The organism is Pseudomonas sp. CGJS7 (genome assembly GCF_036961695.1).
This window is the reverse complement of record NZ_JBAMDI010000074.1, coordinates 28,486-50,184: the sequence shown is the minus strand read 5'-3', so window position 1 is coordinate 50,184 and position 21,699 is coordinate 28,486. Positions and strand designations below refer to the sequence as shown.

Genomic DNA, 21,699 nt, shown 5'->3' with positions numbered 1-21,699 from the left:
TGATTAAGCGCAACGGATTGCGTACGCAGGCGGCAGCCACTCACCAACGGAAGTCCCATGACGACGAAGACGACGCTCCTCGCCGCCTCGATTTTGCTGTGCCTGCAAGCCGGAACCGGCTTCGCCGCAGAACTCGCGCCCGCCAACGCCACCGCCGATGCCGGCACCGCCGCCGACAGCGGCCGCGACGCCACCACGCTCGATGCGGTCTCGGTGGTCGGCACCGGCCAAACCCGTCAGGTGCAGGCGCTGGGCCGCGCCGAGCTGACCCGCGTGGCCGCCGGCACCAACCCGCTCAAGGTCATGGCCAAGCTGCCGGGCGTGCACTTCCAAAGCTCCGACCCGTGGGGCAATTACGAGTGGTCGAGCAAGCTGAGCATCCGCGGCTTCTCGCAGCAGCAACTGGGCTTCACTCTCGACGGCGTGCCGCTCGGCGACATGAGCTACGGCAACCACAACGGCCTGCACATCGGCCGCGCGATCAGCTCGGAAAATCTCTCCGGCGCCGAACTCTCGCAAGGCAGCGGCGCGATCGACACCGCTTCGTCGGGCAACCTCGGCGGCACCTTGCGCTTCTTCAGCTCCGACCCGTCGGCCGAGTTCGGCGTGCGTCTGGCCCAGACCCTGGGCAGCGACTCCACCAGCCGCACCTACGCGCGCATGGACACCGGCGACCACAACGGGTTCAGCGCCTACCTCAGCGGCGTGTTCCACACCACCGACAAGTGGAAGGGCGACGGCCCGCAGCGCAACACCCAGTTCAACGGCAAGTTCGTCTACGCCGGCGAAGACTTCAAGATCACCGGTTTCGCCGATTCCTCGCGCCGCCGCGAAACCGACTACGCCGATCTGTCGCTGGAATCGGCCAAGCGCCTGGGCATGGACTGGGACAACTACGCCAAGGATTGGCAGCGCGCGATCGACGCGTCCAACGGCATCTTCCGCGGCGGCGTCACCAGCCTGGACGACGCCTACTACATCGCCCGCGGCGTGCGCGACGACGATCTGGTTTATCTGAGCGCGGAATGGAACGCCACGCCCGACCTGACCCTGGCGGCGACCGCGTACTACCACACCAACGAAGGCCAGGGCCATTGGGCCACGCCGTACTCGAAGTCGCCGACGGTGCCGCTGCGCATGCGCACCACCGAGTACGACATCGAGCGCACCGGCTTCATGCCCAGCCTGAGCTGGCAGATCGGCAACCACCGCCTGCAGGCCGGCTTGTGGCTGGAGAAGAACGACCACGGCGTGCAGCGCAACTTCTACGATCTCAAGGCGACCGAGCCGCCGAACGATATCTTCTTCTACCGCAACCCGAGCGAGCGCGTGTTCCGTCAGCGCTTCGACACCGACACGCGCATGTACTACCTGCTCGACCACATGGAATTCGCCGACGGCCGCCTGGCCGTAGACGCGGGCTTCAAGGGGCTGAAGGTCGAGACCGACGGCAAGACCCTGATCGGCGGCGCCAGCCGCGCCAGCGGCAAGCTGGTGTCGGAAGACAATTTCCTGCCGCAGATCGGCGCGCGTTGGCAGCTGAGCGAGCACGAAGAAATCTTCGGCTCCTACAGCGAAAACCTGTCGGCGTTCCGCACCGGCGTCAACGGCCCGCATTCGACCTCGCAGGCGGCGTTCAACGCGGCGGTGGCCACGCTGGAGCCGGAAAGCTCGAAGACCTTCGAAGCCGGCCTGCGCACCAGCCGCGACAGCATCGAAGCGTCGGTGGCGGTGTACCGGGTCAACTTCGAAAACCGCCTGCTGGCGATCGCGCGTTGCGCCGGCATCGTCGGTTGCGCGTCCAGCTTCGCCAACGTCGGCGACGTCGACAGCCGCGGCGCGGAGATCACCGTGCTGTGGAAGCCGATCGCCGGCTTCAGCTGGTATCACTCGCTGGCGTTCAACGATTCGCAATACGAATCCGACTACCTCGACGGCACCACCCTGGTCCGCACCAAGGGCAAGCAGGCGGTCGACGCGCCCAAGCGTTTGTATGCGACCGAACTGCGTTGGGAGCAGGGCGGCTTGTCGCTGCAACTGGGCGCCAAGTACACCGACAAGCGCTATCTGACCTATCTCAACGACTCCAAGGTCGACGGCTTCTGGGTGGTCGACGCTTCGGCTTCGTACGAGTGGAAGGACCTGTCGTGGGCGGATGCGTTCAAGTTGCAGTTCAACGCGACCAACCTGTTCGACAAGGAATACTTCGGCAGCATCGGCACCAACGGCTTCGTCGCCTCCGATCCGCGCGGCTTGAACTACACCTTGCAGTCGGGCGCGCCGCGGCAGGCGTTCTTGACCGCGGAAGTGCGGTTCTGATCGGAACAGCCCGCGTCCGCTAAGTCCGCGCGATCGTCTCGTGCGGATGGGTCGCCACCAACGCCCGGCTTCGGCCGGGCGTTGCTGCGTCGGCATATGTGCCACCAGTCGACTCGTTAGGCATGGCGCAAACTCGTTAGTATTCCAGCGGGCTGCGCGGGGGGAGAGTCGCGATGGGGGTAGGGTTTCAAGTCGTCAGCACGCCGTGGAAACGGCGCATGTGGGCCAAGCCCAGCGTGCCGGCGTTGGCACGCGAATTACGTCGGATCTGTCTGGATGCGTTGCCCGAACCGATGCTGCGCGAGCGGGTGAATCTGTGGCAGCGCGAGCAGGGCGTCAGCGTGGCATGGCATCCGGCCGAGGAAGGCTTGTCGATCGACCTGCGCGAAGACGGCAGCCTGGTCGCCTGGGCGGTCACCAACACCGTCGGGCCGGGGTATCACGCGTTTCTGATCGAATTGCTGGATCGGATCTCCGCCCAATGGGGCGTGCGCTGGAGTTGGGAGAACGCCGGCGAAGACGAAGGCGGCGATGAAACCGGCTACGCCCTGCATCGCGACATGCGCTTGCTGCAGGACGAAATGACCGCGTGGTTGCGCCAGGTCGCCAGGATCGTGCTGGAGCGCGATGGCGCGCAGAACTTGTTCGTATCCATGCCGATCGGGCCGATGCCGCACTTCGCCGGTTTCGTCGGCTCGCCGATGGGCATCTGGGACGAACCGCGTTTTCGCGACGCGGCCGACGACGCAGGCGACGCGCTGGTGTTGGCGCGCGAATTTTTTCCGTGGTGGCAGCGCGGGTTCCAGGCCGACTTCTGGGGCGGGATGGCGCGGGTCGGCCTGTGGTGCGATGTGAGTTGGGTCGGCCCGCGCGATCAGGCCGAGCGCGACACCTTGCGCGGCGTGCTCGAAAGCGACCGCCGCGCCAGCGCGCTGGATCCGGATCGGGCGCTGGCGCCGGCCTTGCGCGACGAACTGCATTGGCTGCTCGAACGCGGCGCGGAAATCGAACTGCCGCAGGCCGAAGGCCCGGGCTACAAACGTTTGCCGACCCGGCACGTGTTGTACGGCGGCTCCTGGAGCGTCGAAGTGCCGGGGCACTTCATCGAGCATCAGCTCAACGACGGCAAGAACCTGCAATACGTCGGCGACCGCCGCGCGGTGTACGTCAGCTCGCTCAGCGTCGCCGCCGACGACGGCAGCCTGCCGCCGGCGGCGGAACTGCTGGAAACCGCCAGCGGCGAGGCCGGCGCGGATCTGCGCTGGGCCCACGACGACATCCTGGCCTGCGCGTACTGGGAGCGCGACCGCGACGGCGGTGTGCGCCATCTGTACGCGGCCTGCGCGGTCGACGGCCAGGTGTTGCTGCTCACCATCACCGACGAACTCGACGCGGCGCAGGATTGGGCCGAAGCGGTGGCGCGATCGGTGCGTTGGGCGCCGCGCGAGGACTGATTCGGCGCGCGGCCTGAAACGGGCCGGCGCGCTATCGCCTGCGAAGATCGCGCGGCGGGTCCGGCCGCGGCGTCAGCTCAGGCTCTGCAACTGCATCCCGTCGCGATCCACCCGCAACACCGAACCTTGCTCGTACCAATCGCCGAGCACCACCCGGGTGCATGCGCGCGCGCCGACTTGGAGTTCATGCACCGCCGGGCGATGGGTGTGGCCGTGGATGAGGGTGTCGATGCCGTAGCGGGCGAAGGTCTCGGCGACGGTGGCGGGGGCGACGTCGGTGATGGTTTCCATGCGCCCGGCGTCCTTGAGCCCGGCCTGATGCGCCTTGCTGGCGGCGCGCGCCTGCTGCGCGAACGCCAGCCGCGCCGCCAGCGGCTGGGCGAGGAACTGCGCCTGCCAGAGCGGATGCCGGGTCTGGGCGCGGAATTGCTGATAGGCGACATCGTCGGTGCACAGCAAATCGCCGTGGCCGATCAGCACCGGCCGGCCGTACAGCGAGATCACCGCCGGGTCGGGCAGCACCCGCATGCCGGCGCGCTCGGCGTACTGCTGGCCGAGCAGGAAGTCGCGATTGCCGCGGATGAACAACACCGGCACGCCGCTGTCGGCCAGGGCCTTGAGCTCGCGGGCGACGAAGGCGCCGGTCTCGGACGGGTCGTCGTCGCCGACCCAGGCCTCGAACAGGTCGCCGAGGATGTACAGCGCATCGGCGCCGCGCGCGTCCTCGCGGACGAAGCGGCCGAACAGTTCGGTGATCTGCGGGCGCTCGGCGTCGAGGTGGAGGTCGGAGATGAAGAGCGTGGTCATGGGGCTAGTTTATGGGGTTTCGGCGGGCAGGGCGGTCGCGGTGGGCCGAACCCGGTAAAGCCCGTCCTCTCCTATACCGTCATTCCGGCGAAAGCCGGAATCCATTTTGATCTTGCTCCGCGTCCACGGCAGGAGCCGACGGTTGGTTGCGGCACAGAGCGAAAATCAAAATGGATTCCGGCTTTCGCCGGAATGACGGTGTTTGAGGGGCCGCGGATGGGTGGCGGATGGGCCGCGGAAGGGCACAAGCCGCGCCAGCACAGCGTTTCGCCCCCCTGCCGCCCCCGCAAAACCTGCCGCCGCCGCATCCGTTAAAATCCCCGGTCTCCCTCCGATCCACCCGAGCCCCGCATGACCCGCACCCGTTTCGCCCCCAGCCCCACCGGTTACCTGCACATCGGCGGCGCGCGCACCGCGCTGTACTGCTGGCTGGAGGCGCGCCGCGCGGGCGGGCAGTTCATCCTGCGGATCGAGGACACCGACCGCGAGCGCAGCACCCAGGCCGCGATCGACGCGATCCTGGAGGCGATGGACTGGCTCGGCCTGAGCTACGACGAAGGCCCGATCTATCAGACCCAGCGCCTGGACCGCTATCGCGAAGTCGCCGAGCAGATGGTCGCCGCCGGCACCGCCTACTACGCCTACGAAACCAAGGAAGAGCTGGCGGCGGCGCGCGACGCGGCGTTGGCGGCGAAGGAAAAGCCGCGCTACAGCGGCGCCTATCGCGAGCGCAACGAGCCTTATCGGGACGATCCGAACCGGGTGATCCGGTTCAAGAATCCGCTCGACGGCACGGTGGTGTTCGAAGACAAGGTCAAGGGCCGGATCGAGATCGCCAACAGCGAGCTCGACGATCTGGTGATCTTCCGCGCCGACGGCTATCCGACCTACAACTTCGCCGTGGTCGTCGACGATCTGGACATGCGCATCACCGATGTCGTGCGCGGCGACGATCACGTCAACAACACCCCGCGCCAGATCAACATCTACCAGGCGCTGGGCGCGCCGGTGCCGCACTTCGCCCACCTGCCGATGATCCTCGACCACGAAGGCGCCAAGCTGTCCAAGCGCACCGGCGCGGCCGACGTCATGCAGTACCGCGACGACGGCTATCTGCCGCACGCGCTGCTGAATTATCTGGTCCGGCTGGGTTGGTCGCACGGCGATCAGGAAATCTTCTCGATCGAGGAAATGACCCGGCTGTTCCAGCTCGGCGACGTCAATTCCAGCGCCTCGCGCCTGGACGCGGCCAAGCTGGGCTGGATGAACCAGCAGTACCTCAAGAGCGACGATCCGGCCGCGGTCGGCAAGCACCTGGAATGGCATCTGCGCCAGCAGGGCCTGGACCTGAGCCAGGGCCCGGCGCCGGCCGACGTGGTGATCGCGCTGCGCGACCGGGTGCAGACGCTCAAGGACATGGCCGAGCGCGCGGCGGTCTGGTATCGCCCGCTGGAGCATTACGACGACGCCGCGGTGGCCAAGCACCTCAACGCCGCCGCCCAGGCGCCGCTGAGCGAGGCGCGCGCGCGTTTGGCCGGCTTGGCCGCCTGGACCGCCGACAGCGTCTCGGCGGCGTTGCACGAGGCCGCCGAAGCGCTCGGCGTGGGCATGGGCAAGGTCGCCCAGCCGCTGCGGGTGGCGATCACCGGCACCCAGGTCAGCCCGGACATCTCGCATACGGTGTACCTGGCCGGCCAGGCCCAGGCCTTGCATCGCATCGACACCGCCCTCACTAAGATCCCTGCGTAGGAACCCGCCAGCGTCGTTTCCCGCGCCGCGCATCAGGAGCCCCGCCATGAGCACCAGCCACGCCTGCACCGATCCCCAACACCACGTCCACGACGGCGACGGCTTCGTGCACGAGGTCGAGCGGGCCTGCGAGCAACGCGGCCTGCGGCTCACCCCGATCCGCGCGCACGCGCTGCGCCTGATCGCGGCCGCCGGCCGGCCGATGAAGGCCTACGATCTGCTCGACCAGATGAAGGCCACCCACGACGCCGCCGCGCCGCCGACGATTTACCGGGCGCTGGATTTCCTTCTCGAACACGGCTTCATCCACAAGCTGGCCTCGATCAACGCCTTCGTCGGCTGCCACCACCCCGGCGGCGCGCAGCATGCGGTGCCGTTCCTGATCTGCGACAGCTGCCAGTCGGCCACCGAACTGGAAGACGAACGCATCGTCGACCTGCTGGAAACCCGCGCGCGCGCGCTGGGTTTCGTGCCGCAGGCGCAGACTTTGGAAGTGCATGGGCAGTGCGCGGATTGCGTCGAGGCGAAAGCGGCGAAAGCCTGAGTTCGCGAGCGGCCCGCACAGGCTTCCTGTAGGAGCGGCGCAAGCCGCGACCGCGACATCGCAACAACCGCGTCGTTTACCTGCGTGCCGGTAGTTTCGCCGTTATCGCGATGTCGCGGTCGCGGCTCGCGCCGCTCCTACAGGGGATTATCGCAACCACGTGATGGCGGGCAGATCGCTCAGGCGTTCGCCGTCGCCAACGCCGGTGCCGCCGGCTTCGCCTCGCGGATCGGCAGATGCGCGGCCGCGGCCATCAGCGCCAGGGCGATGTCGGCGTACCACATCCAGGTGTAGTCGCCGAACTTGGCCATCGCCACGCCGCCGAGCCAGGCGCCGAAGAAGCCGCCGATCTGGTGCGAGAGCAGGGTCAGTCCGAACAGCGTGCCCAGATAGCGCGGCCCGAACAACTTGCCGACCAGACCCGCGGTCGGCGGCACCGTCGCCAGCCAGGTCACGCCCAGGCCCGCGGCGAACAAGTAGAACGTTATCGGCGTCGGCGGCGAGATCAGATAGATCGCGATCATCGCCGCGCGGCTGGCGTACATCAGCGCGAGCAGATGCTTCATCCGATAGCGCTGACCCAACCAGCCCGCGGCCAGACTGCCGGCGACGTTGAACAAACCGATCAGCGCCAGCGCCACCGCCGAGACGTTGTCCGACAGGCCGCACAAGGCGATTTCGCCGGGCAAGTGGGTGACCAGGAACGCGATGTGGAAGCCGCAGGTGAAAAACCCGATGTGCAGCATCCAGTAGCTGGGATTGCGCAGGGCGATGCGCACTTGTTCGCGCAGACCGATGCCCGGCGCCGGCGCGGCGGCGGCCGTGGCTGCGCTCTGCGCCGGCTTGCGCCGACGCAGCGGCCAGGCCAGCGGCAGGGTCGCGAACGCGGCCACCGCCAGGGTCCACATCGCCGCCATCCAGCCGGCCGCGGCGATCACCGCCTGCACCAACGGCGCGAACAGGAACTGCCCCATCGAGCCGCCGGCGTTGATCAATCCCGCCGCCATCGAACGTTTTTCCGCCGGCAATTGCTGCGCGGTCGCGCCGATCAGAATCGAGAAACTGCCGGCCCCGGCGCCGGCCGCGCCGAGCAGGCCCAGGGTCACGATCAAGCCCCATTGCGACGACACCAACGGCGTCAGCGCCATGCCCGCCATCAGCAACAGACCGCCGAACACCAGCACCCGCCCGGGGCCGCGTTGATCGGCGACCGCGCCGAAGATCGGCTGCACCGCGCCCCAGACGAACTGGCCGATCGCCAGGGCGAAACTGATTTCGGCGATGCCCATGCCGGTGCTTTGGCCGATCGGCTTGATCAACAAGCCCTGCGATTGGCGGATGCCCATGGTGATCATCAGCATCGCCGTGGCGGCGAGCAGGAGCGGCCAGTAGGACGGAGTTTTGCTGTTGGGCGGGGCGTCGATTGCGGTGGTCATCGGGATCTCGACAGGTGGGGCTGGCGTTGATGGGGGGCGCGTTCGCTAAGCGATAGACGCTTACGGATTCGACGCGCGCTTGCGCGGCGTGTGGTCTGAGGTTCTTGTATTGGCGGGTTGCGTTATCGCCGTTGCCGTCATTCCCGCGTAGGCGGGAATCCAGGGCTTTTCGAGCGAAAGACTATGAAGTCGTAGCGCCCGCGCTTTTGCCGTCATTCCCGCGAAGGCGGGAATCCAGGGCTCTTCGAGCGAAAGACTATGAAGTCGTAGCGCTCGCGCTTTTGCCGTCATTCCCGCGAACGCGGGAATCCAGCGACTTTGGCTGTGGCAGCTGAGGCGGGAATTCGAAGGCTTCATGCGCTTTCGCCCGAAAGGCCCTGGATTCCCGCGTTCGCGGGAATGACGGTCGGGTGGGTTGCGTCGATAAGTGGATGAACCGCGTAGGTGGGCGAGTGGCGCGCGTCGAGGCGGAACGGTCGACCCACGGAGCAAGCCATCCGCCTAGTCGCCGCAGCCGTCAGCCCAGCGACGCCCACGCTTCATCCCCAGCCTGCAACTGCGCGATCGCCCGATCCAACTGCGCATGCAGCGCCGCGATGCCGTCTTCGCCCAGGCCGCGGTCGATCTGGTCCTGCGCGACCCGCCACAACGGCTGCGCGCGTTCGATCACCGCGCGGCCTTCGGCGGTGATGCGCAGCCGGCGCTGGCGGGCGTCTTCGCCGGCCACCGATTCGATCCAGCCCGCGGCGACCAAGGGCTTCAGGTCGCGGCTGAGGGTGGTGCGGTCCATCCCCAGCTCGCGCGCCACTTCGCCCAAGGGCCGGCCGCGGCCGCCGGTGCGGCGCAGGATCGAGTACTGGTTGAGGTTGATCCCCGCCGGCGCCAGCGCCTGGTCGTAGCGCTGGCTCATCAGCCGGGCGAGTTTGCGCATGCGGAAACAGGTGCAGACGCTGGGGGCGGCGTTCTCGGCCCGGATGATGTCGGCGATCGTGGTCATTGAGTGTATATACACCTATTTGCGCCGCAACCGCAAACGCCGGCGCGAAGGCCGGCGTTCGGGGCCGCGGGAAGGGCGCTACCTGGCGACTTGGAGAGAGTCGGATCGGTCCCGCTGGCAGTCGTTCGGGCGGTGGATCAGAAGAACACCCGCACGCCGAAGTCCACGCCGCGGCCCGGCAGCACCACCGAGTCCTTGAGGAAGGAGGTGTGCACGCGCGCGGTCTGGTCGGTGAGGTTGGTGCCGTCCAGGAACAACTCGTAGCCCAGGTTGCCGGCGTCCCAGTGGTAGGCCAGATGGGCGTCGACCAGGGTGTAGCCGTCGGTCGGGGTTTCGTTGGCCGCGACCTTGTCCTGCTTCATGTAACGCGTGGCGCCCAGCGAGGCGCGCCAGCTGTCGGCGTTCCAGCGCAGTTCGCCGCCGACCCGGCCCGGCGCGATCCGCGGCAGGTTGCCGCCGCCGTTGTCGAGCTTGGCGCGCACGCTGTCGCCGAACACGCGCACGTCGAACTTGCCGGCGTCGCCGTCGAACAGATGGGCGATCGCTTCGCCCTCGAACCCGGTGAACTTGGCGTCGGCCTGGCTCCACTGGCGGATCGGGTTGTTCTCTTCGTCGAAACCGCCGGTGTCGAGCAGATAGATGAAGCCGTCGAAACGGGTCTGGTACGCGGCCAACTTGGCCTCGAACTTGGCGCCGTGGTAATGCAGGCCGAGTTCGAACTGGTTGGCGCGCTCCTTGCGCAGATTGGCGTCGCCGATTTCGTACGAAGCGGTGGCCGCATGCAGGCCGTCGGCGAACAACTCTTCTTCCGCCGGCGCGCGTTCGGCGCGATCGGCGTTGAAAGTCAGGCGCCAGGCATCGTTGAACTTCCACAACACGCCGGCCGACAGGCTCAGCGGATTGAAATTGCGCTTGTCCGCGCCTTGCGGCGAGACTTCCACGCGGTCGATGCGCGCGCCCAGTTCGACCTGCAGCTGATCCCACTTGCGCTGTTCGGTCAGAAACAAACCGCCGGCGCGGGTCTTGGTGTGGGGGACGAAGGCTTCTTCGCCGATCGCCTGGAATTTGCGGTCGTAACCCTGCACGCCGAGCGCGCCGATCCAGCCGGCCAGCGGCTTGTGGGTCAGCTCGAAGCGGCCTTCGGTGGCGTCGCTGAGAAAACGCGTGCCGACCTCGCTGCCTTCGAACTCGGTGTGCTCGTATTCGGTGTTGGCCACGCTGGCGCGCAAGCCGCTGAAGATGCCGAATTCCTGGTTGATGCCGCCCTTCAACTCGAAGCGGTTCTGCTTCATGTCGATATGCACCGGCGACTCGCCTTCTTCGGCGTTGCCCGGCTCGCCCGGGTTGCCGTACTTGTCTTCGTAGCGCGCGGCGGAAAAGCCGAGGAAGCCCAGGTCGCCGACCAGGGACGCGCCGAGCGCGCCGGTCTTGGTGTCGACGAAGCTGTTGCGCTGACGGCCCAGCGGGGTCTGGTAATCGTCGTTGTTGCGGTACACGCCGTCGGCGTGCAGCACCAGCGCGCCGTCGGCGCCGCTGGCGTCGACCCGGGCCATGCCGGTGACGCCGTCGTTGACGGTGCTGCGGCGGATCTCGGCGCGGCCGGACACGGTTTCATCGAGCGGTTTCTCGGCGATGCGGCCGTCGACCACGTTGACCACGCCGCCGATCGCGCCGCTGCCGTAGAGCAGGGTGGCCGGGCCCTTGAGCACTTCGATCTGGTCGGCCAGGAACGGCTCGACGGTGACGTTGTGGTCCTGGCTGACGGTGGAGACGTCCTGGGTGGCCAGGCCGCCGGTCATCACCGCCACGCGCGGGCCGTCCTGGCCGCGGATGATCGGGCGGCCGACGCCGGCGCCGAAATTGGAGCTCTGCACGCCGGGCAGCTTGCCGACGGTCTCGCCCAGGGTGGTGGCGCGGGCTTCGTCGAGCTTCTCGCCGGCCAGCACTTCCACCGGCTGGGCCAGTTCTTCGGCGCTGGACTGCAGCGGCGTGGCCGTTACGACCACCGCGTCCAGGCTGGTAGCCTTGGCGTGGCGGTTGTCGCTGGGCGTGCCGGGCGTGGCGTTCTGGGCGGAGGCATCCGCGGAGACGTCCTGGGCGACGGCTTGGCCGAACGGCAGGGCGAGGGTCAATGCGATGGCAAGCGCGCTGCGACGAGCGCGCGGGGAGCTGACGATGGGCTTGGGCATGACAGGAGGACTGAAGATGAACTGGCGGGGGAGGTTGAAATGTTATAAAGTAACGATACCTGATTGACAACCGTCCCAGAAGTCATCCCTCCATGCCTTCCATTTTCCGCGGCTTGCTCGACCGGATCGGCGCCTTCGGCTCGCTGGCCTGCGCCGTGCATTGCGCTGCCTTGCCGCTGCTGATCGCCGTGTTGCCCTCGCTGGGCGTCGCGGTCTGGTTCGGCGACAGCTTCGAGCTGGCGTTCGTGATTTTCGCCACTCTGCTGGGCAGCATCAGCGTGATCTCCGGCTACCGCCGCCACCATGAGTTGCGCGCGTTCTCGCTGCTGGTGCCGGGCCTGGCTCTGCTCTGGGTCGGGGTGCTGTACGCGCCGCTGCACCATTCGCTGCTGCCCCATGCCATCGCCATGACCTGCGGCGGCGTGCTGGTCGGCCTGGCCCATCTGGCCAATCTGCGCCTCAACCACGGCCACATCCACGACGCCAGCTGCGCCCACTGAGCGCGCCGGGCGGTTCAGAACGCCTAATCCGGGCGCTTGTGCTAGGCTTCGCAGCCTCGCGCGCGGCTGTGCCGTGCCGGAAAACGGGCTTCGCGCCCTTCCGCGGCACCGCTGGCGGCTGCGCGGACCATCATTCGAAACACGTTCAAACGCATACAGGAGCACGACCATGGGTAAAGGCGACCGCAAGACCGCCAAGGGCAAGCGCTACAACTCCAGCTACGGCAACGCCCGCAGCAAGGCCGTGACCAAGGCCGCCGGCACCGCCGCCGCCCCGGCCGCCAAGAAGACCGCCAAGACCGCCGCCGCCAAGGCGCCGGCCAAGAAGGTCGTGGCGAAGAAGGCCACCAAGGAATAAGCCGCCCGCCGGCCGGAGCCCGCCGCTGCATCGCAGCCGCCGGGTCCGCCGCCGGTACAGGCTCGAAGAAAAGCCCCGCCTGTGCGGGGCTTTTCTTTTGCGCGAGGCATCGGCGCGGCCGGCGCTGGCGTGTCGTGCAGCGGCCGAGCTGTGTCTAAATGTGATTCGGATCAAAAGATGGCCACGCGCTGTAAGTTTTTCATTAAGATCGCGCGGTTCCCGGGAAAGGGAACGGAATCCAATCCATTAAAGGACTCAAGGGGACTTATGAACAAGCAACTCGCGTTGGCCGTGCTCCTGGCCACCGCTTCCTCGGCTGCCGCGGCGGCCGACGGTCTGCGCCACACCTACGTCGAAGGCGGTTTCCTGCATCAGCAGACCAAGACGCCGCTGCGCGGCCCGACCGACATCCCGGCCTCCGATGTTTCGATCGAAGACGCCAAGGCCGACGGCGGCTACATCGCCGGCTCCTACGAGGTCAACGACCGTTTCTATGTGTTCGGCGGTTACCAGCAAGGCAACGCCGACATCGGCGCGAGCATCATCAGCCTGGGCGAATCGACGGAAATCGATACCGATGTGCAGCAGGCCCGAGTCGGCTTCGGTTATCACCGTCCGGTCAGCGATCGGGTGGAGTGGACGGGCGAACTGAGCTACATCCGCACCCAGGTCAAGTTCGATCGCGAACAGGTCATCAATCCGCGGGTCGAGGGCGACGATTACCGCGCCTCGATCGGTTTGCAGGGCGATCTGGCCGCCAACTTCGAAGGTTGGGTCAAGGCCAACTACACCGACGGCGATTTTTACGACGGCGAGTTCAGCGGCACCCTCGGCGCGTTGGTGAAGTTCAACGAAGTCTGGGGCATCGTCGGCGAAGCCGAAGTCGGCCAGGACGATCGTCAGTTCCGACTCGGCGTGCGCGCGAGCTTTTGATCCGCTGAATCGGTGGCAAAAAGAGAGCGCCCCGCAATCGTGGGGTGCTCTTTTCCGTATTTTTTATGCCTCGAATGCGCGGCTTGATAACAGTTATGAGTATCGGCTGCAGCACGTGGCACATCATCTGTGGATCTTCGAGTTGTGCGCGGAAAAACCCCGCGCGCGGCGTTCGTTTTTCCACTAACATGCGCGCCGCTCCCTAGGAAGGGAGCGTCAATCAATCAAGGACTCAAGGGGATTCAAGATGAACAAGCAACTCGCGCTGGCGCTCGTGCTCGCTGCAATGTCGTCCGCAGCCGCGGCCGAAGAGGGCGGTCTGAGCTATTCCTATGTCGAAGCCGGCGTCGCTCAGAGCCGGGTCGAACTGCCGTCGCTCGGCGGTGGTGTCTCGGTCGACGACGTGCGCGCCAATGGCGGTTACCTGCAGGGTTCGGTCGCGCTCGGCGATGCGTTCCATCTGTTCGGCGCTTATCGCCAGGGCGACGACGATGTCGCGGTGCGTTACCGCAACGTCAAGTTGGGCGAGGCCGAGTTCGATCTGAGGCAGTATGAGATCGGTTTCGGCTACCACCACACTCTGTCCGAGCGCGTGGACTGGACCGGCGAGTTGAGCTACGTCGGCACCGACGTCGAGGTCGACCGCGGCGGCGATTTCGATCGCGCCGACGACTTCCGCGTGTCGGTGGGCCTGCGCGGCAACCTCGCCAGCCACTTCGAAGGCTGGGCCAAGATCAACTACACCGACGGCGACGCGTACGACAGCGAAGCCAGCGCCACTCTCGGCGCGTTGGTGAAGTTCAACCAGACTTGGGGCATCGTCGGCGAAGCCGAGTTCGGTTCCGAAAACCGCCAGTTCAACCTGGGCGTGCGCGCGAGCTTCTGATCGCCGTAGCGGTTTCGAAAAGAAAAAGCCCGGCGAAAGCCGGGCTTTTTCGTTGCCGTCGTCGAGCGGCGCTAGTCGGCCAGGTTCTGCACGATCACGTACTGCTTGCGGTATTCCAACCCCGCGCCGGCCGGCCAGGTCGCGGCATAGGCGCGCAGCGCGTCTTGCGCTTGTGCCCACTCCTCGCCGTTGACCCGGCAGTCGGCCTGACGCTTGCCGTCGCTGGGATCGTTGGAGGCGAACAGACGCACGCCGTAGAACCGGTCGCTGCGCAGCAGCGGGTCGAAGGCGTCGATCGATTTGGTGAACAGGCAGCAGGGACAGAAGTCTTCCGCTTCCTCCGCGTCTTGCCCGTCTTGCTGGTCCGCGGCCGCGGGTTCTTGCCGGCCGAAGTGTTCGACCGGCCCGAACAACAGGCGCCGCTTGCGCGCCGGTTGGCCGTCTTTCTCCGGCAGTTCCATGCTCATGGTCATGCACGCGTCGGGTTCGTCGCGTTCGGCATCCAGCAGCGCCGGCAGATCGGTCCGCGCCCATTTGCGGAAGCCCGCGCCGGCGGCTTCGTCGAAGGTTTCGTGGATCGCGTACTGGTATTCGAACAAGCCCAGCGGCGACAGCGTCGGATGATTGCACTGGACCGTGGTGGCGGTGCCGATGTTGCCGTCGTCGCGTTCGTGGAATTCGATGAACTGCGGCAGCAAACGCCAGCCGCTGCCGCTCAGTTCCAGCCAGCCGTCTTCGCCTACGCGCGCCTCATGGCCGAGTTCGTTCAAAATCTGCGCGGCCAGCTCGGGCAAGTCGAACGGCTCCAGCCATTCCTCGCCGTCTTCGTCGACGAAGCGCAAATGGCCGTGGGTGTCGCTGCCCGGGTTGGCGGGCAGCGGCTCGAAGTTCGGCGAAGCGCTTGCGCTCACGGCGTGGCCGCCTTGGCTTCGACTTCGCCCCATACCCGCAGCAAATTGCCGCCGAGCACCTTGCGAATGGTTTCGTCGGAATGGCCGCGCGCTTTCAGGCCTTCGATCAGATTGGGATAGTCGGCGACCGATTTCAGCCCTTGCGGCAACGCGCCGCTGACGCCGTCGAAGTCCGAGCCGATGCCGACGTGATCGGCGCCGAGCAGCTTGATGCCGTAATCGAGTTGATCCAGCACCGCGTCGATCTTCACTTGCCGCGGCGGATGCGCGGCTTCCCATTCCTTGTCGAAGGCTTCCGACGACTTCGGCGTTTCGCCGCGCGCGCGCGCCGCGGCCTGTTCCTGCTCGAACTTGGCGCTGGCGCCGAAATAGGCCTGGGTGTCGGCGGCCGAAGCCGGATCGACGAAGGCGTTGCCGAACACCACCTGGACCACGCCGCCCTTGGCCGCGACCGCCTTGGCCAATTCATCGCTGAGGTTGCGTTCGAACCCCGGGGTGAAGTGGCGCAGGCCCGAGTGGCTGGCGATCACCGGCGCCTTGCTGCGCGCGAGCACGTCGCGCACGGCGTCGTCGGACAGATGCGACACGTCGACCATGATGCCGAGCCGGTTCATTTCATCGACGACTTTTTCGCCGAACGGGCTCAGGCCTTTCCAGGTGTGCTTGCGGCTGTAGGAGGAATCGCTGATCCGATTGTCCTCGCTGTGGGCCAGGGTGATGTAGCGCACGCCGCGTTGGTGGAACAGCTTGAGCAGCGACAGGTCTTCGCCGATCGGCGCGCCGTTTTCCATGCCCAGCGCCAGCAGCACGCGCTGACCGCGCTGGTGCAGGCGCTCGAAGTCCTTGGGCGAGCGCAGCAGGGCGAATTGCTCCGGACGCCGGCCGATCATCGCTTCGACCGCGTCGATCTGGGTGTGCGCGGTTTGGGTGGCGGTGCCGGCGCGGTCTTCGCCGGGCGAGGTGTAGATCGACATGAAGGCGACATCCAGCCCGCCCTGGCGCGCGCGCGGATAGTCGAACTCGACCTTGGGCGTGTCCACGCCCAGGTCGGCCCAATGGCGCAGCAACAAGCTCGGCGCGTCGATGTGGGTATCGACGATGATCGCGTCCTGGGCGAAGCGTTGACCGCTGCTGAGCGGTTGGTCGGCCTGCGCGGCGAGCGGCAGCAGGGCAAGGGCTAAGGCGAGAGCAGCGATCCGCACGTGACCTCCGGAGTGTCGGCTGGGCGCGTTCGGACGACGCGCCGGGGGCTCAGCGTACAACAGCGGGCGCGGGCTGCCTTGTCGCGTTGCAGCGTTTGCTGGGGCGGGGGCGATGGTCGCGGCGTTCGCGGTTGCGGTTGATGCGGGTGGATTGGGGTTGCGTCGTTGCTGCAGGTTCGCGGTCGCAGCTTGCGCAGCTCCTACAGGTAGTACCCCGATTGCGAGCAGGGCCGGCTGCTACCTGTAGGAGCTGCGCAAGCTGCGACCGCGAACCTGCAACTGCCGTCGCGACCGTGGCCTGCCGCGAAACTCTCCGCCGCCGCTCAGCCCGCCGCCTCGCGCTGCGACAGCACCCGCCCGCCGGCGACCACGCGCTGCGCCAGCCGCCCGCCGAGCCAGTAGCACAGCTCGGAGGGATGTGAGATCTGCCACTGCACGAAGTCGGCGCGCGCGCCGACCCGCAGCGTGCCGGCGTCGTCCAGGCCGAGCGCGCGCGCGGCGTGCACGGTCGCGCCGCGCAGCGCTTCTTCCGGGGTCAGGCGGAAGTGGGTGCACGACAGTTGCATGGCCTGCCGCAGCGACAGCAAGGGCGAGGTGCCGGGATTGCAATCGGTCGCCACCGCCATCGCCACGCCGTGTTCGCGGAACGCATCCAGCGGCGGCAGCTTGGTTTCGCGCAGCACATGGAACGCGCCCGGCAGCAGAACCGCGACGGTGCCGTGCGCGGCCATCGCGCGGACGCTGTCGGTGGAGGTGTGTTCGACGTGATCAGCCGACAAGCCGTCGAACGCGGCCGCCAGCGCGCCGCCGCCCAGATCGCTGAGCTGATCGGCATGCAGCTTCACCGGCAGGCCCAGGGCGCGCGCGGCTTCGAACACGCGGGTGGTCTGGGCCGGGCTGAAGCCGATGCCTTCGCAGAACGCGTCGACGGCGTCGATCAGGCCTTCGGCGTGCAGGCGCGGCATCCACGCGCAGACCGCGTCGATGTAGTCGTCGGCGCGGCCCTGGTATTCCGGCGGCAGCGCGTGCGCGCCGAGGTAGGTGGTGCGCACGCGCACGCCGAGGGTTTCGCCGACCTGGCGCGCGACCCGCAGCATCTTGCGCTCGTTGTCGAAATCCAGGCCGTAGCCGGACTTGATCTCAAGCGTAGTCGCGCCGTCGGCCAACAAGGCGCGGGCGCGCGGCAGCGATTGGCGCAGCAGCTCGGTTTCGTCGGCGGCGCGGGTGGCGCGCACGCTGGAGACGATGCCGCCGCCGGCGCGGGCGATTTCCTCGTAGCTGGCGCCCTTCAGGCGCAGCTCGAACTCGCGCGCGCGGTCGCCGGCGAAGACCAGATGGGTGTGGCAGTCGATCAGGCCCGGGGTGATCCAGCCTTCGGCTTGAATCACGGTCGCGGCCAGATCGGCCGGCGCGCCCGGCAGTTGTTCGCGCGGCCCGAGCCAGGCGATGCGGCCGTCGCGCCAGGCCAGCGCGGCGTCGGCGATCTCGCCGTAGCCCTCGGCGGCGTCCAGGGTCGCCAGCGAAGCGCCGAGGATCAAACCGTCGTAAGGCCGGCCGTCGGGCCGGGGCGAAAGGGGGGCGGAAACGGTGTTCATGGCGCCGATTCTAGTCAATGGCCGTCGGCGCGGGGGCTTGGCCGCGGGCGGACGCGCGCTCCGCCCGCGCGCCATACGCGCGGCAACGGTCGCGCCGCGCGCGCATGCAGGCGAGAATGCGCGCATGACCACCTCGACTCCGACCGTTCTCTGGACCCCCGACGGCTGGCGCGGCGACGCCGCCGGCGAGCGCATCGTGCCGGGCATCGCCAACCTGCATTCGCACGCCTTCCAGCGCGCCATGGCCGGCATGGCCGAGCGCCAGACCAACCCCGCCGACAGCTTCTGGACCTGGCGCGAGACCATGTACCGCTTCGCCGAGCGCTTCAGCCCCGAAGCGCTGCATGCGGTGGCCACCCAGCTGTACGTGGAAATGCTCGAAGCCGGTTACACCAGCGTGTGCGAGTTCCACTACCTGCATCACGCGCCCGATGGCCGTCCCTACGCCGATCCGGCGGAAATGTCGCGCGCGCTGATCGCCGCGGCGCGCGAGACCGGCATCCGCATGACCTTGCTGCCGGTGCTTTACATGACCGGTGGTTTCGACGAACGGCCGCTGAGCGAGCGCCAGCGCCGGTTCGGGCATACGGTCGAAGCGTATTTGCGTCTGCTCGACAGCTTGCGCGCCGACACCGACCAAGCGCTGCAAGTGGGCTGCTGCCTGCACAGCCTGCGCGCGGTGCCGCCGCAGCCGATGCGCGAGGTGTTGGCGGCGCTGCCGGCCGACAGCCGCGTGCATGTGCATATCGCCGAGCAAGTGGCCGAGGTCGAGGATTGCCTGGCGGTGCGCAAGGCGCGCCCGGTGGAATGGCTGCTGGCCAATGCCGACGTCGATGAGCGCTGGACCCTGGTCCACGCCACCCATTTGAACGACGCCGAAGTGCGCGGCATCGCCGCCAGCGGCGCGACCGTGGCGATCTGCACCACCACCGAGGGCAATCTCGGCGACGGCCTGTTCCCGCTGCGCGATTACCTCGACGCGGGCGGTTACTGGGGCGTGGGCTCGGATTCGCATATCTCGGTTTCGCCGGTCGAGGAACTGCGCTGGCTCGAATACGGCCAGCGCCTGATCACGCGCAAGCGCAACATCGCCGTCGGCGCCGACAGCACCAGCGTCGGCGAGACCTTGTTGCGCGGCGCTCATGCCAGCGCCGAGCGCTCGACCGGTTTCGCCGCTGCGGTTTTGCAGGGCGACACGTTGACTTTGGATCGCGACGCACCCGCGTTCGCCGGTGCGACCGACGAAGACTATGTCGACCGTTGGTTGTTCAGCGGCAATCGCAACTTGGTGCGGGACGTGCGCGTCGGCGGCCGTCAGGTGGTGAGCGATGGGCGCCATCGCGACCGCGAGGCGATCGCGCGGCGGTATGGCGATACGTTGCGGGCGTTGTTGGCCGATTGAGCTGCGATGGTTCGCGCCATCTCCCTGTAGGAGCGGCGCGAGCCGCGACCGCGAAATCGCAGCTACGGCGAAGGTTGCGCAATGGGCGCGATGTCGCGGTCGCGGCTTGCGCCGCTCCTACAGGGGGATCGCGCGGATTCGGCGTGGTTAATGGCCGAACAAATCGCCGATCGGCACCGGCGCCGGCTGCGGCAACGCGCCTTCCAGCCTCAGCAAAAACTCCTTGGTCGGCAGCCCGCCACCGAAACCGGTGAGGCTGCCGTCGGCGCCGATCACCCGATGACAGGGCAGCACGATCGGCAACGGATTGCGGCCGTTGGCGGCGCCGACCGCGCGGGTGGCGGTGGGTTGGCCCAGATGCCGCGCCATTTGCCCGTAGCTCCAGGTTTCGCCCCAGCCGATCAGGGCCAGGGTATGCCAGCACTGCAACTGGAACGGCGTGCCATGCGGCGCCAGCGGCAGATCGAAGCGTTGGCGGAGGCCGTCGAAGTACTCGCGCAATTGCTTGCGCGTTTCCAGCAACACGCCGTTGTCGCCTTCGCGCCAATGCGGCTCGATCACCACCGGATGCCACGGCGCCTGGAATTCGATCAGGCGCAGGCCGTCGTCGCCGCTGGCCAGCAGCAGCGATCCGACCGGGCTGTCGATGCGCTGGAACGTCACCGCGCCGGCTTTCAGGCGGATGTGCTTGCTCATGCGGCTTTGCTCGGCTTGCGCGCGGGCTTGGCCGACGCGGCCGCGGGTTTGGCGATCGGCACCGGCATGCTGTCGCGCCAGACCTGGATCACGCCGTACGCACGCCACGGCCGCCACGCTTCGGCGCGCGCGTTGAGCGCCTTGGCGCTCATGCGCACGCCGTCTTCGGGTACGGCTTTTTGCAGGACCAGATCGTCGGCCGGAAACGCGTCGGGATGGCCGAGCGCGCGCATCGCGATGTAGTGCGCGGTCCACGGCCCGATCCCGGGCAGTGCGACCCAGCGCGCGACGAAATCGTCGAGCGTGCGTTCGGCGCGGAAATCCACCCGGCCTTCGAGCAAGGCGCGCGCGACCGTGCGCACGGTCTCGGCGCGCGCGCGGGTCAGGCCGATTTCGACCAGATCCGCATCGGCCAAGGCTTCGGGGGTGGGGAACAGATGCTCCAGCCCCGGGCCGAACGGCTTCGGCAAGGGTTGGCCGAAACGTTGCGCGGTGCGCGCGGCCAGCGTGCGCGCGGCGGCGACGCTGACCTGCTGGCCGAGAATCGCCCGCACCGAAATCTCGAAACCGTCCCAACCGCTGGGCAAACGCAGTCCGGGGCGCTTGACGAACAGCGCCTGCAAACGCGGATCGACCGACAGCGCCGAAGCGATCGCGTTCGGATCGGCGTCCAGATCGAACATGCGGCGCAGACGGTTGATGATTTCCAGCAAGCGCGCCGGCGCCGGGCCGTGCAGTTCCAGCTTCAACGCATGCTGGCTCTCGCGCTTGTCGGCCGGCCACGCGCTCACCCGCAACCAACCGGGCGATTCGATCGGGCCGATCACCCGGCTGTAGCTGTGTTCGTCGACTAATTCCACGCCGGGCAGGGCGCGGCCGCGCAAGAAATCGAGCATCGCGGCGAAGTCGTACGGCGGCCGATAACCCAGCCGCAGCACCAGGCTGTCGCCGTCGCCGTGCGGGGTTTCGTTGGGACGCCGGCGCAGATCGCGCGGGGCCATGCGGTAGGCCTCGCGGAAGGCGGTGTTGAAGCGGCGCAAGCTGCCGAAACCGGCGGCCATCGCCACTTCGGTGATCGGCAGATGGGTTTCGGTCAGCAATTGCTTGGCGAACAGCAGACGGCGGGTGCCGTGCACGCCGATCGGCGGCGCGCCGAGGCGTTCGACGAACAGACGGCGCAGTTGCCGTTCGCCCAGGCCCACGCGCTCGGCCAGGGCGGCCAGGGGCTGGTCGGCGAGCAAGCCTTCATCGATCAGTTTCAGTGCGCGCGCGACCGCGGCATCGCCGCGCCGCCAAGCGCCTTCGGCCGGCGACAGTTCCGGACGGCAGCGCAAACAAGGGCGAAAACCGGCGGCTTCGGCGGCCGCGGCGTGGCCGAAGTATTTGACGTTCTCGCGCTTGGCCGCCGGCGCGGGGCAGACCGGCCGGCAATAGATGCCGGTGCTGGTGACCGCGGTGAAGAACAAGCCGTCGAAGCGCGGGTCGCCGCTGAAACGGGCTTGTTCGCAGACCCGCCAATGCGGCAGCGAGGCGTTCGGTGCGGGGGTGGCGATGGCGTCCATGGACTAAGGCTAGCACCGGGGCCGGGGCGGGACTCGCCGGATTCGGACATCAATACGAGCCGGGGTCGGGGCGCTCCGGCGGGCCTGCGGGGCCGCCGCATCGCGCCGGCTCGCCGATCCGCCGCTGCGTCGCCGCAGCGGCGGATCGCCCGCAGTTAC

The 21,699-nt window shown here is 67.8% G+C and carries 18 protein-coding genes; 9 read left to right on the top strand and 9 right to left on the bottom strand.

What is annotated here, in order from left to right; all coding sequences use genetic code 11:
* The first annotated feature begins 57 nt into the window (after positions 1 to 57).
* Both V7787_RS33075 and V7787_RS33070 read left to right on the top strand, forming a co-directional pair.
* The gene (locus V7787_RS33075; protein WP_336091659.1) at positions 58 to 2,319 is read left to right on the top strand and encodes a TonB-dependent receptor; all 2,262 of its coding nucleotides are present in this window, start codon (positions 58 to 60) and stop codon (positions 2,317 to 2,319) included.
* A 218-nt stretch (positions 2,320 to 2,537) separates the two neighbouring features.
* Positions 2,538 to 3,773, top strand: a complete 1,236-nt coding sequence (locus tag V7787_RS33070) for a hypothetical protein (protein ID WP_336091657.1) — start codon at positions 2,538 to 2,540, stop codon at positions 3,771 to 3,773.
* A 72-nt stretch (positions 3,774 to 3,845) separates the two neighbouring features.
* Here the strand turns inward: V7787_RS33070 and lpxH are convergent, their stop codons facing one another.
* Positions 3,846 to 4,580 (bottom strand): UDP-2,3-diacylglucosamine diphosphatase, encoded by a 735-nt coding sequence (gene lpxH / locus V7787_RS33065; RefSeq protein WP_336091655.1) that lies wholly within the window; start codon positions 4,578 to 4,580, stop codon positions 3,846 to 3,848.
* Between the two features lie 351 nt (positions 4,581 to 4,931).
* On the opposite strand from lpxH, the gene gltX reads away from it, so the two are divergent.
* Entirely contained in the window at positions 4,932 to 6,329 is a 1,398-nt protein-coding gene (gene gltX, locus V7787_RS33060) for a glutamate--tRNA ligase (protein ID WP_336091653.1), read from the top strand.
* A 46-nt stretch (positions 6,330 to 6,375) separates the two neighbouring features.
* The gene (locus V7787_RS33055; RefSeq protein ID WP_336091652.1) at positions 6,376 to 6,873 is read left to right on the top strand and encodes a transcriptional repressor; all 498 of its coding nucleotides are present in this window, start codon (positions 6,376 to 6,378) and stop codon (positions 6,871 to 6,873) included.
* Positions 6,874 to 7,052: 179 nt separating this feature from the next.
* On the opposite strand, the gene V7787_RS33050 is transcribed toward V7787_RS33055, so the two are convergent.
* The 3 genes from V7787_RS33050 to V7787_RS33040 all read right to left on the bottom strand — a co-directional run bounded on the left by V7787_RS33050 (position 7,053) and on the right by V7787_RS33040 (position 11,495).
* Positions 7,053 to 8,309, bottom strand: a complete 1,257-nt coding sequence (locus tag V7787_RS33050; protein ID WP_336091650.1) for an MFS transporter — start codon at positions 8,307 to 8,309, stop codon at positions 7,053 to 7,055.
* A gap of 517 nt (positions 8,310 to 8,826) precedes the next feature.
* Positions 8,827 to 9,306: a MarR family winged helix-turn-helix transcriptional regulator gene (locus tag V7787_RS33045; protein ID WP_336091648.1), complete on the bottom strand. Its 480-nt coding sequence runs from the start codon at positions 9,304 to 9,306 to the stop codon at positions 8,827 to 8,829.
* A gap of 137 nt (positions 9,307 to 9,443) precedes the next feature.
* On the bottom strand, positions 9,444 to 11,495 hold the full coding sequence (locus V7787_RS33040; protein ID WP_336091646.1) for a TonB-dependent receptor: 2,052 nt from the start codon (positions 11,493 to 11,495) through the stop codon (positions 9,444 to 9,446).
* Positions 11,496 to 11,587: 92 nt separating this feature from the next.
* On the opposite strand from V7787_RS33040, the gene V7787_RS33035 reads away from it, so the two are divergent.
* The 4 genes from V7787_RS33035 (at position 11,588) to V7787_RS33020 (ending at position 14,172) form a co-directional block, all read left to right on the top strand.
* Complete coding sequence (locus tag V7787_RS33035) at positions 11,588 to 11,995, top strand: MerC domain-containing protein (RefSeq protein ID WP_336091645.1); 408 nt, start codon at positions 11,588 to 11,590, stop codon at positions 11,993 to 11,995.
* A gap of 169 nt (positions 11,996 to 12,164) precedes the next feature.
* Positions 12,165 to 12,353, top strand: coding sequence for a 30S ribosomal protein THX (locus V7787_RS33030; protein ID WP_336091644.1), 189 nt, complete (start codon positions 12,165 to 12,167; stop codon positions 12,351 to 12,353).
* A gap of 267 nt (positions 12,354 to 12,620) precedes the next feature.
* On the top strand, positions 12,621 to 13,286 hold the full coding sequence (locus V7787_RS33025; RefSeq protein WP_336091642.1) for an outer membrane beta-barrel protein: 666 nt from the start codon (positions 12,621 to 12,623) through the stop codon (positions 13,284 to 13,286).
* 247 nt (positions 13,287 to 13,533) lie between these two features.
* Positions 13,534 to 14,172, top strand: a complete 639-nt coding sequence (locus V7787_RS33020) for an outer membrane beta-barrel protein (protein ID WP_336091641.1) — start codon at positions 13,534 to 13,536, stop codon at positions 14,170 to 14,172.
* A gap of 71 nt (positions 14,173 to 14,243) precedes the next feature.
* Here the strand turns inward: V7787_RS33020 and V7787_RS33015 are convergent, their stop codons facing one another.
* From V7787_RS33015 to hutI, 3 genes are all read right to left on the bottom strand, one after another.
* A complete protein-coding gene (locus tag V7787_RS33015; RefSeq protein ID WP_336091640.1) occupies positions 14,244 to 15,083 on the bottom strand; it encodes a DUF6348 family protein in 840 nt (279 codons plus the stop codon).
* Positions 15,080 to 16,285, bottom strand: coding sequence for a dipeptidase (locus V7787_RS33010; RefSeq protein WP_336091639.1), 1,206 nt, complete (start codon positions 16,283 to 16,285; stop codon positions 15,080 to 15,082). The genes V7787_RS33015 and V7787_RS33010 overlap by 4 nt, the downstream gene beginning before the upstream one ends.
* Positions 16,286 to 16,608: 323 nt before the next feature.
* Entirely contained in the window at positions 16,609 to 17,880 is a 1,272-nt protein-coding gene (gene hutI, locus V7787_RS33005) for an imidazolonepropionase (RefSeq protein WP_336091637.1), read from the bottom strand.
* A 124-nt stretch (positions 17,881 to 18,004) separates the two neighbouring features.
* On the opposite strand from hutI, the gene V7787_RS33000 reads away from it, so the two are divergent.
* Entirely contained in the window at positions 18,005 to 19,282 is a 1,278-nt protein-coding gene (locus tag V7787_RS33000; RefSeq protein ID WP_336091635.1) for a formimidoylglutamate deiminase, read from the top strand.
* A gap of 147 nt (positions 19,283 to 19,429) precedes the next feature.
* On the opposite strand, the gene V7787_RS32995 is transcribed toward V7787_RS33000, so the two are convergent.
* Positions 19,430 to 19,978 carry a methylated-DNA--[protein]-cysteine S-methyltransferase gene (locus tag V7787_RS32995; protein ID WP_336091634.1) on the bottom strand — a complete coding sequence of 183 codons (549 nt, stop codon included), beginning with the start codon at positions 19,976 to 19,978 and terminating at the stop codon, positions 19,430 to 19,432.
* On the bottom strand, positions 19,975 to 21,540 hold the full coding sequence (locus V7787_RS32990) for a DNA-3-methyladenine glycosylase 2 family protein (protein WP_336091633.1): 1,566 nt from the start codon (positions 21,538 to 21,540) through the stop codon (positions 19,975 to 19,977). Before V7787_RS32990 ends, V7787_RS32995 begins: the two co-directional genes overlap by 4 nt.
* Positions 21,541 to 21,699 lie beyond the last annotated feature (159 nt).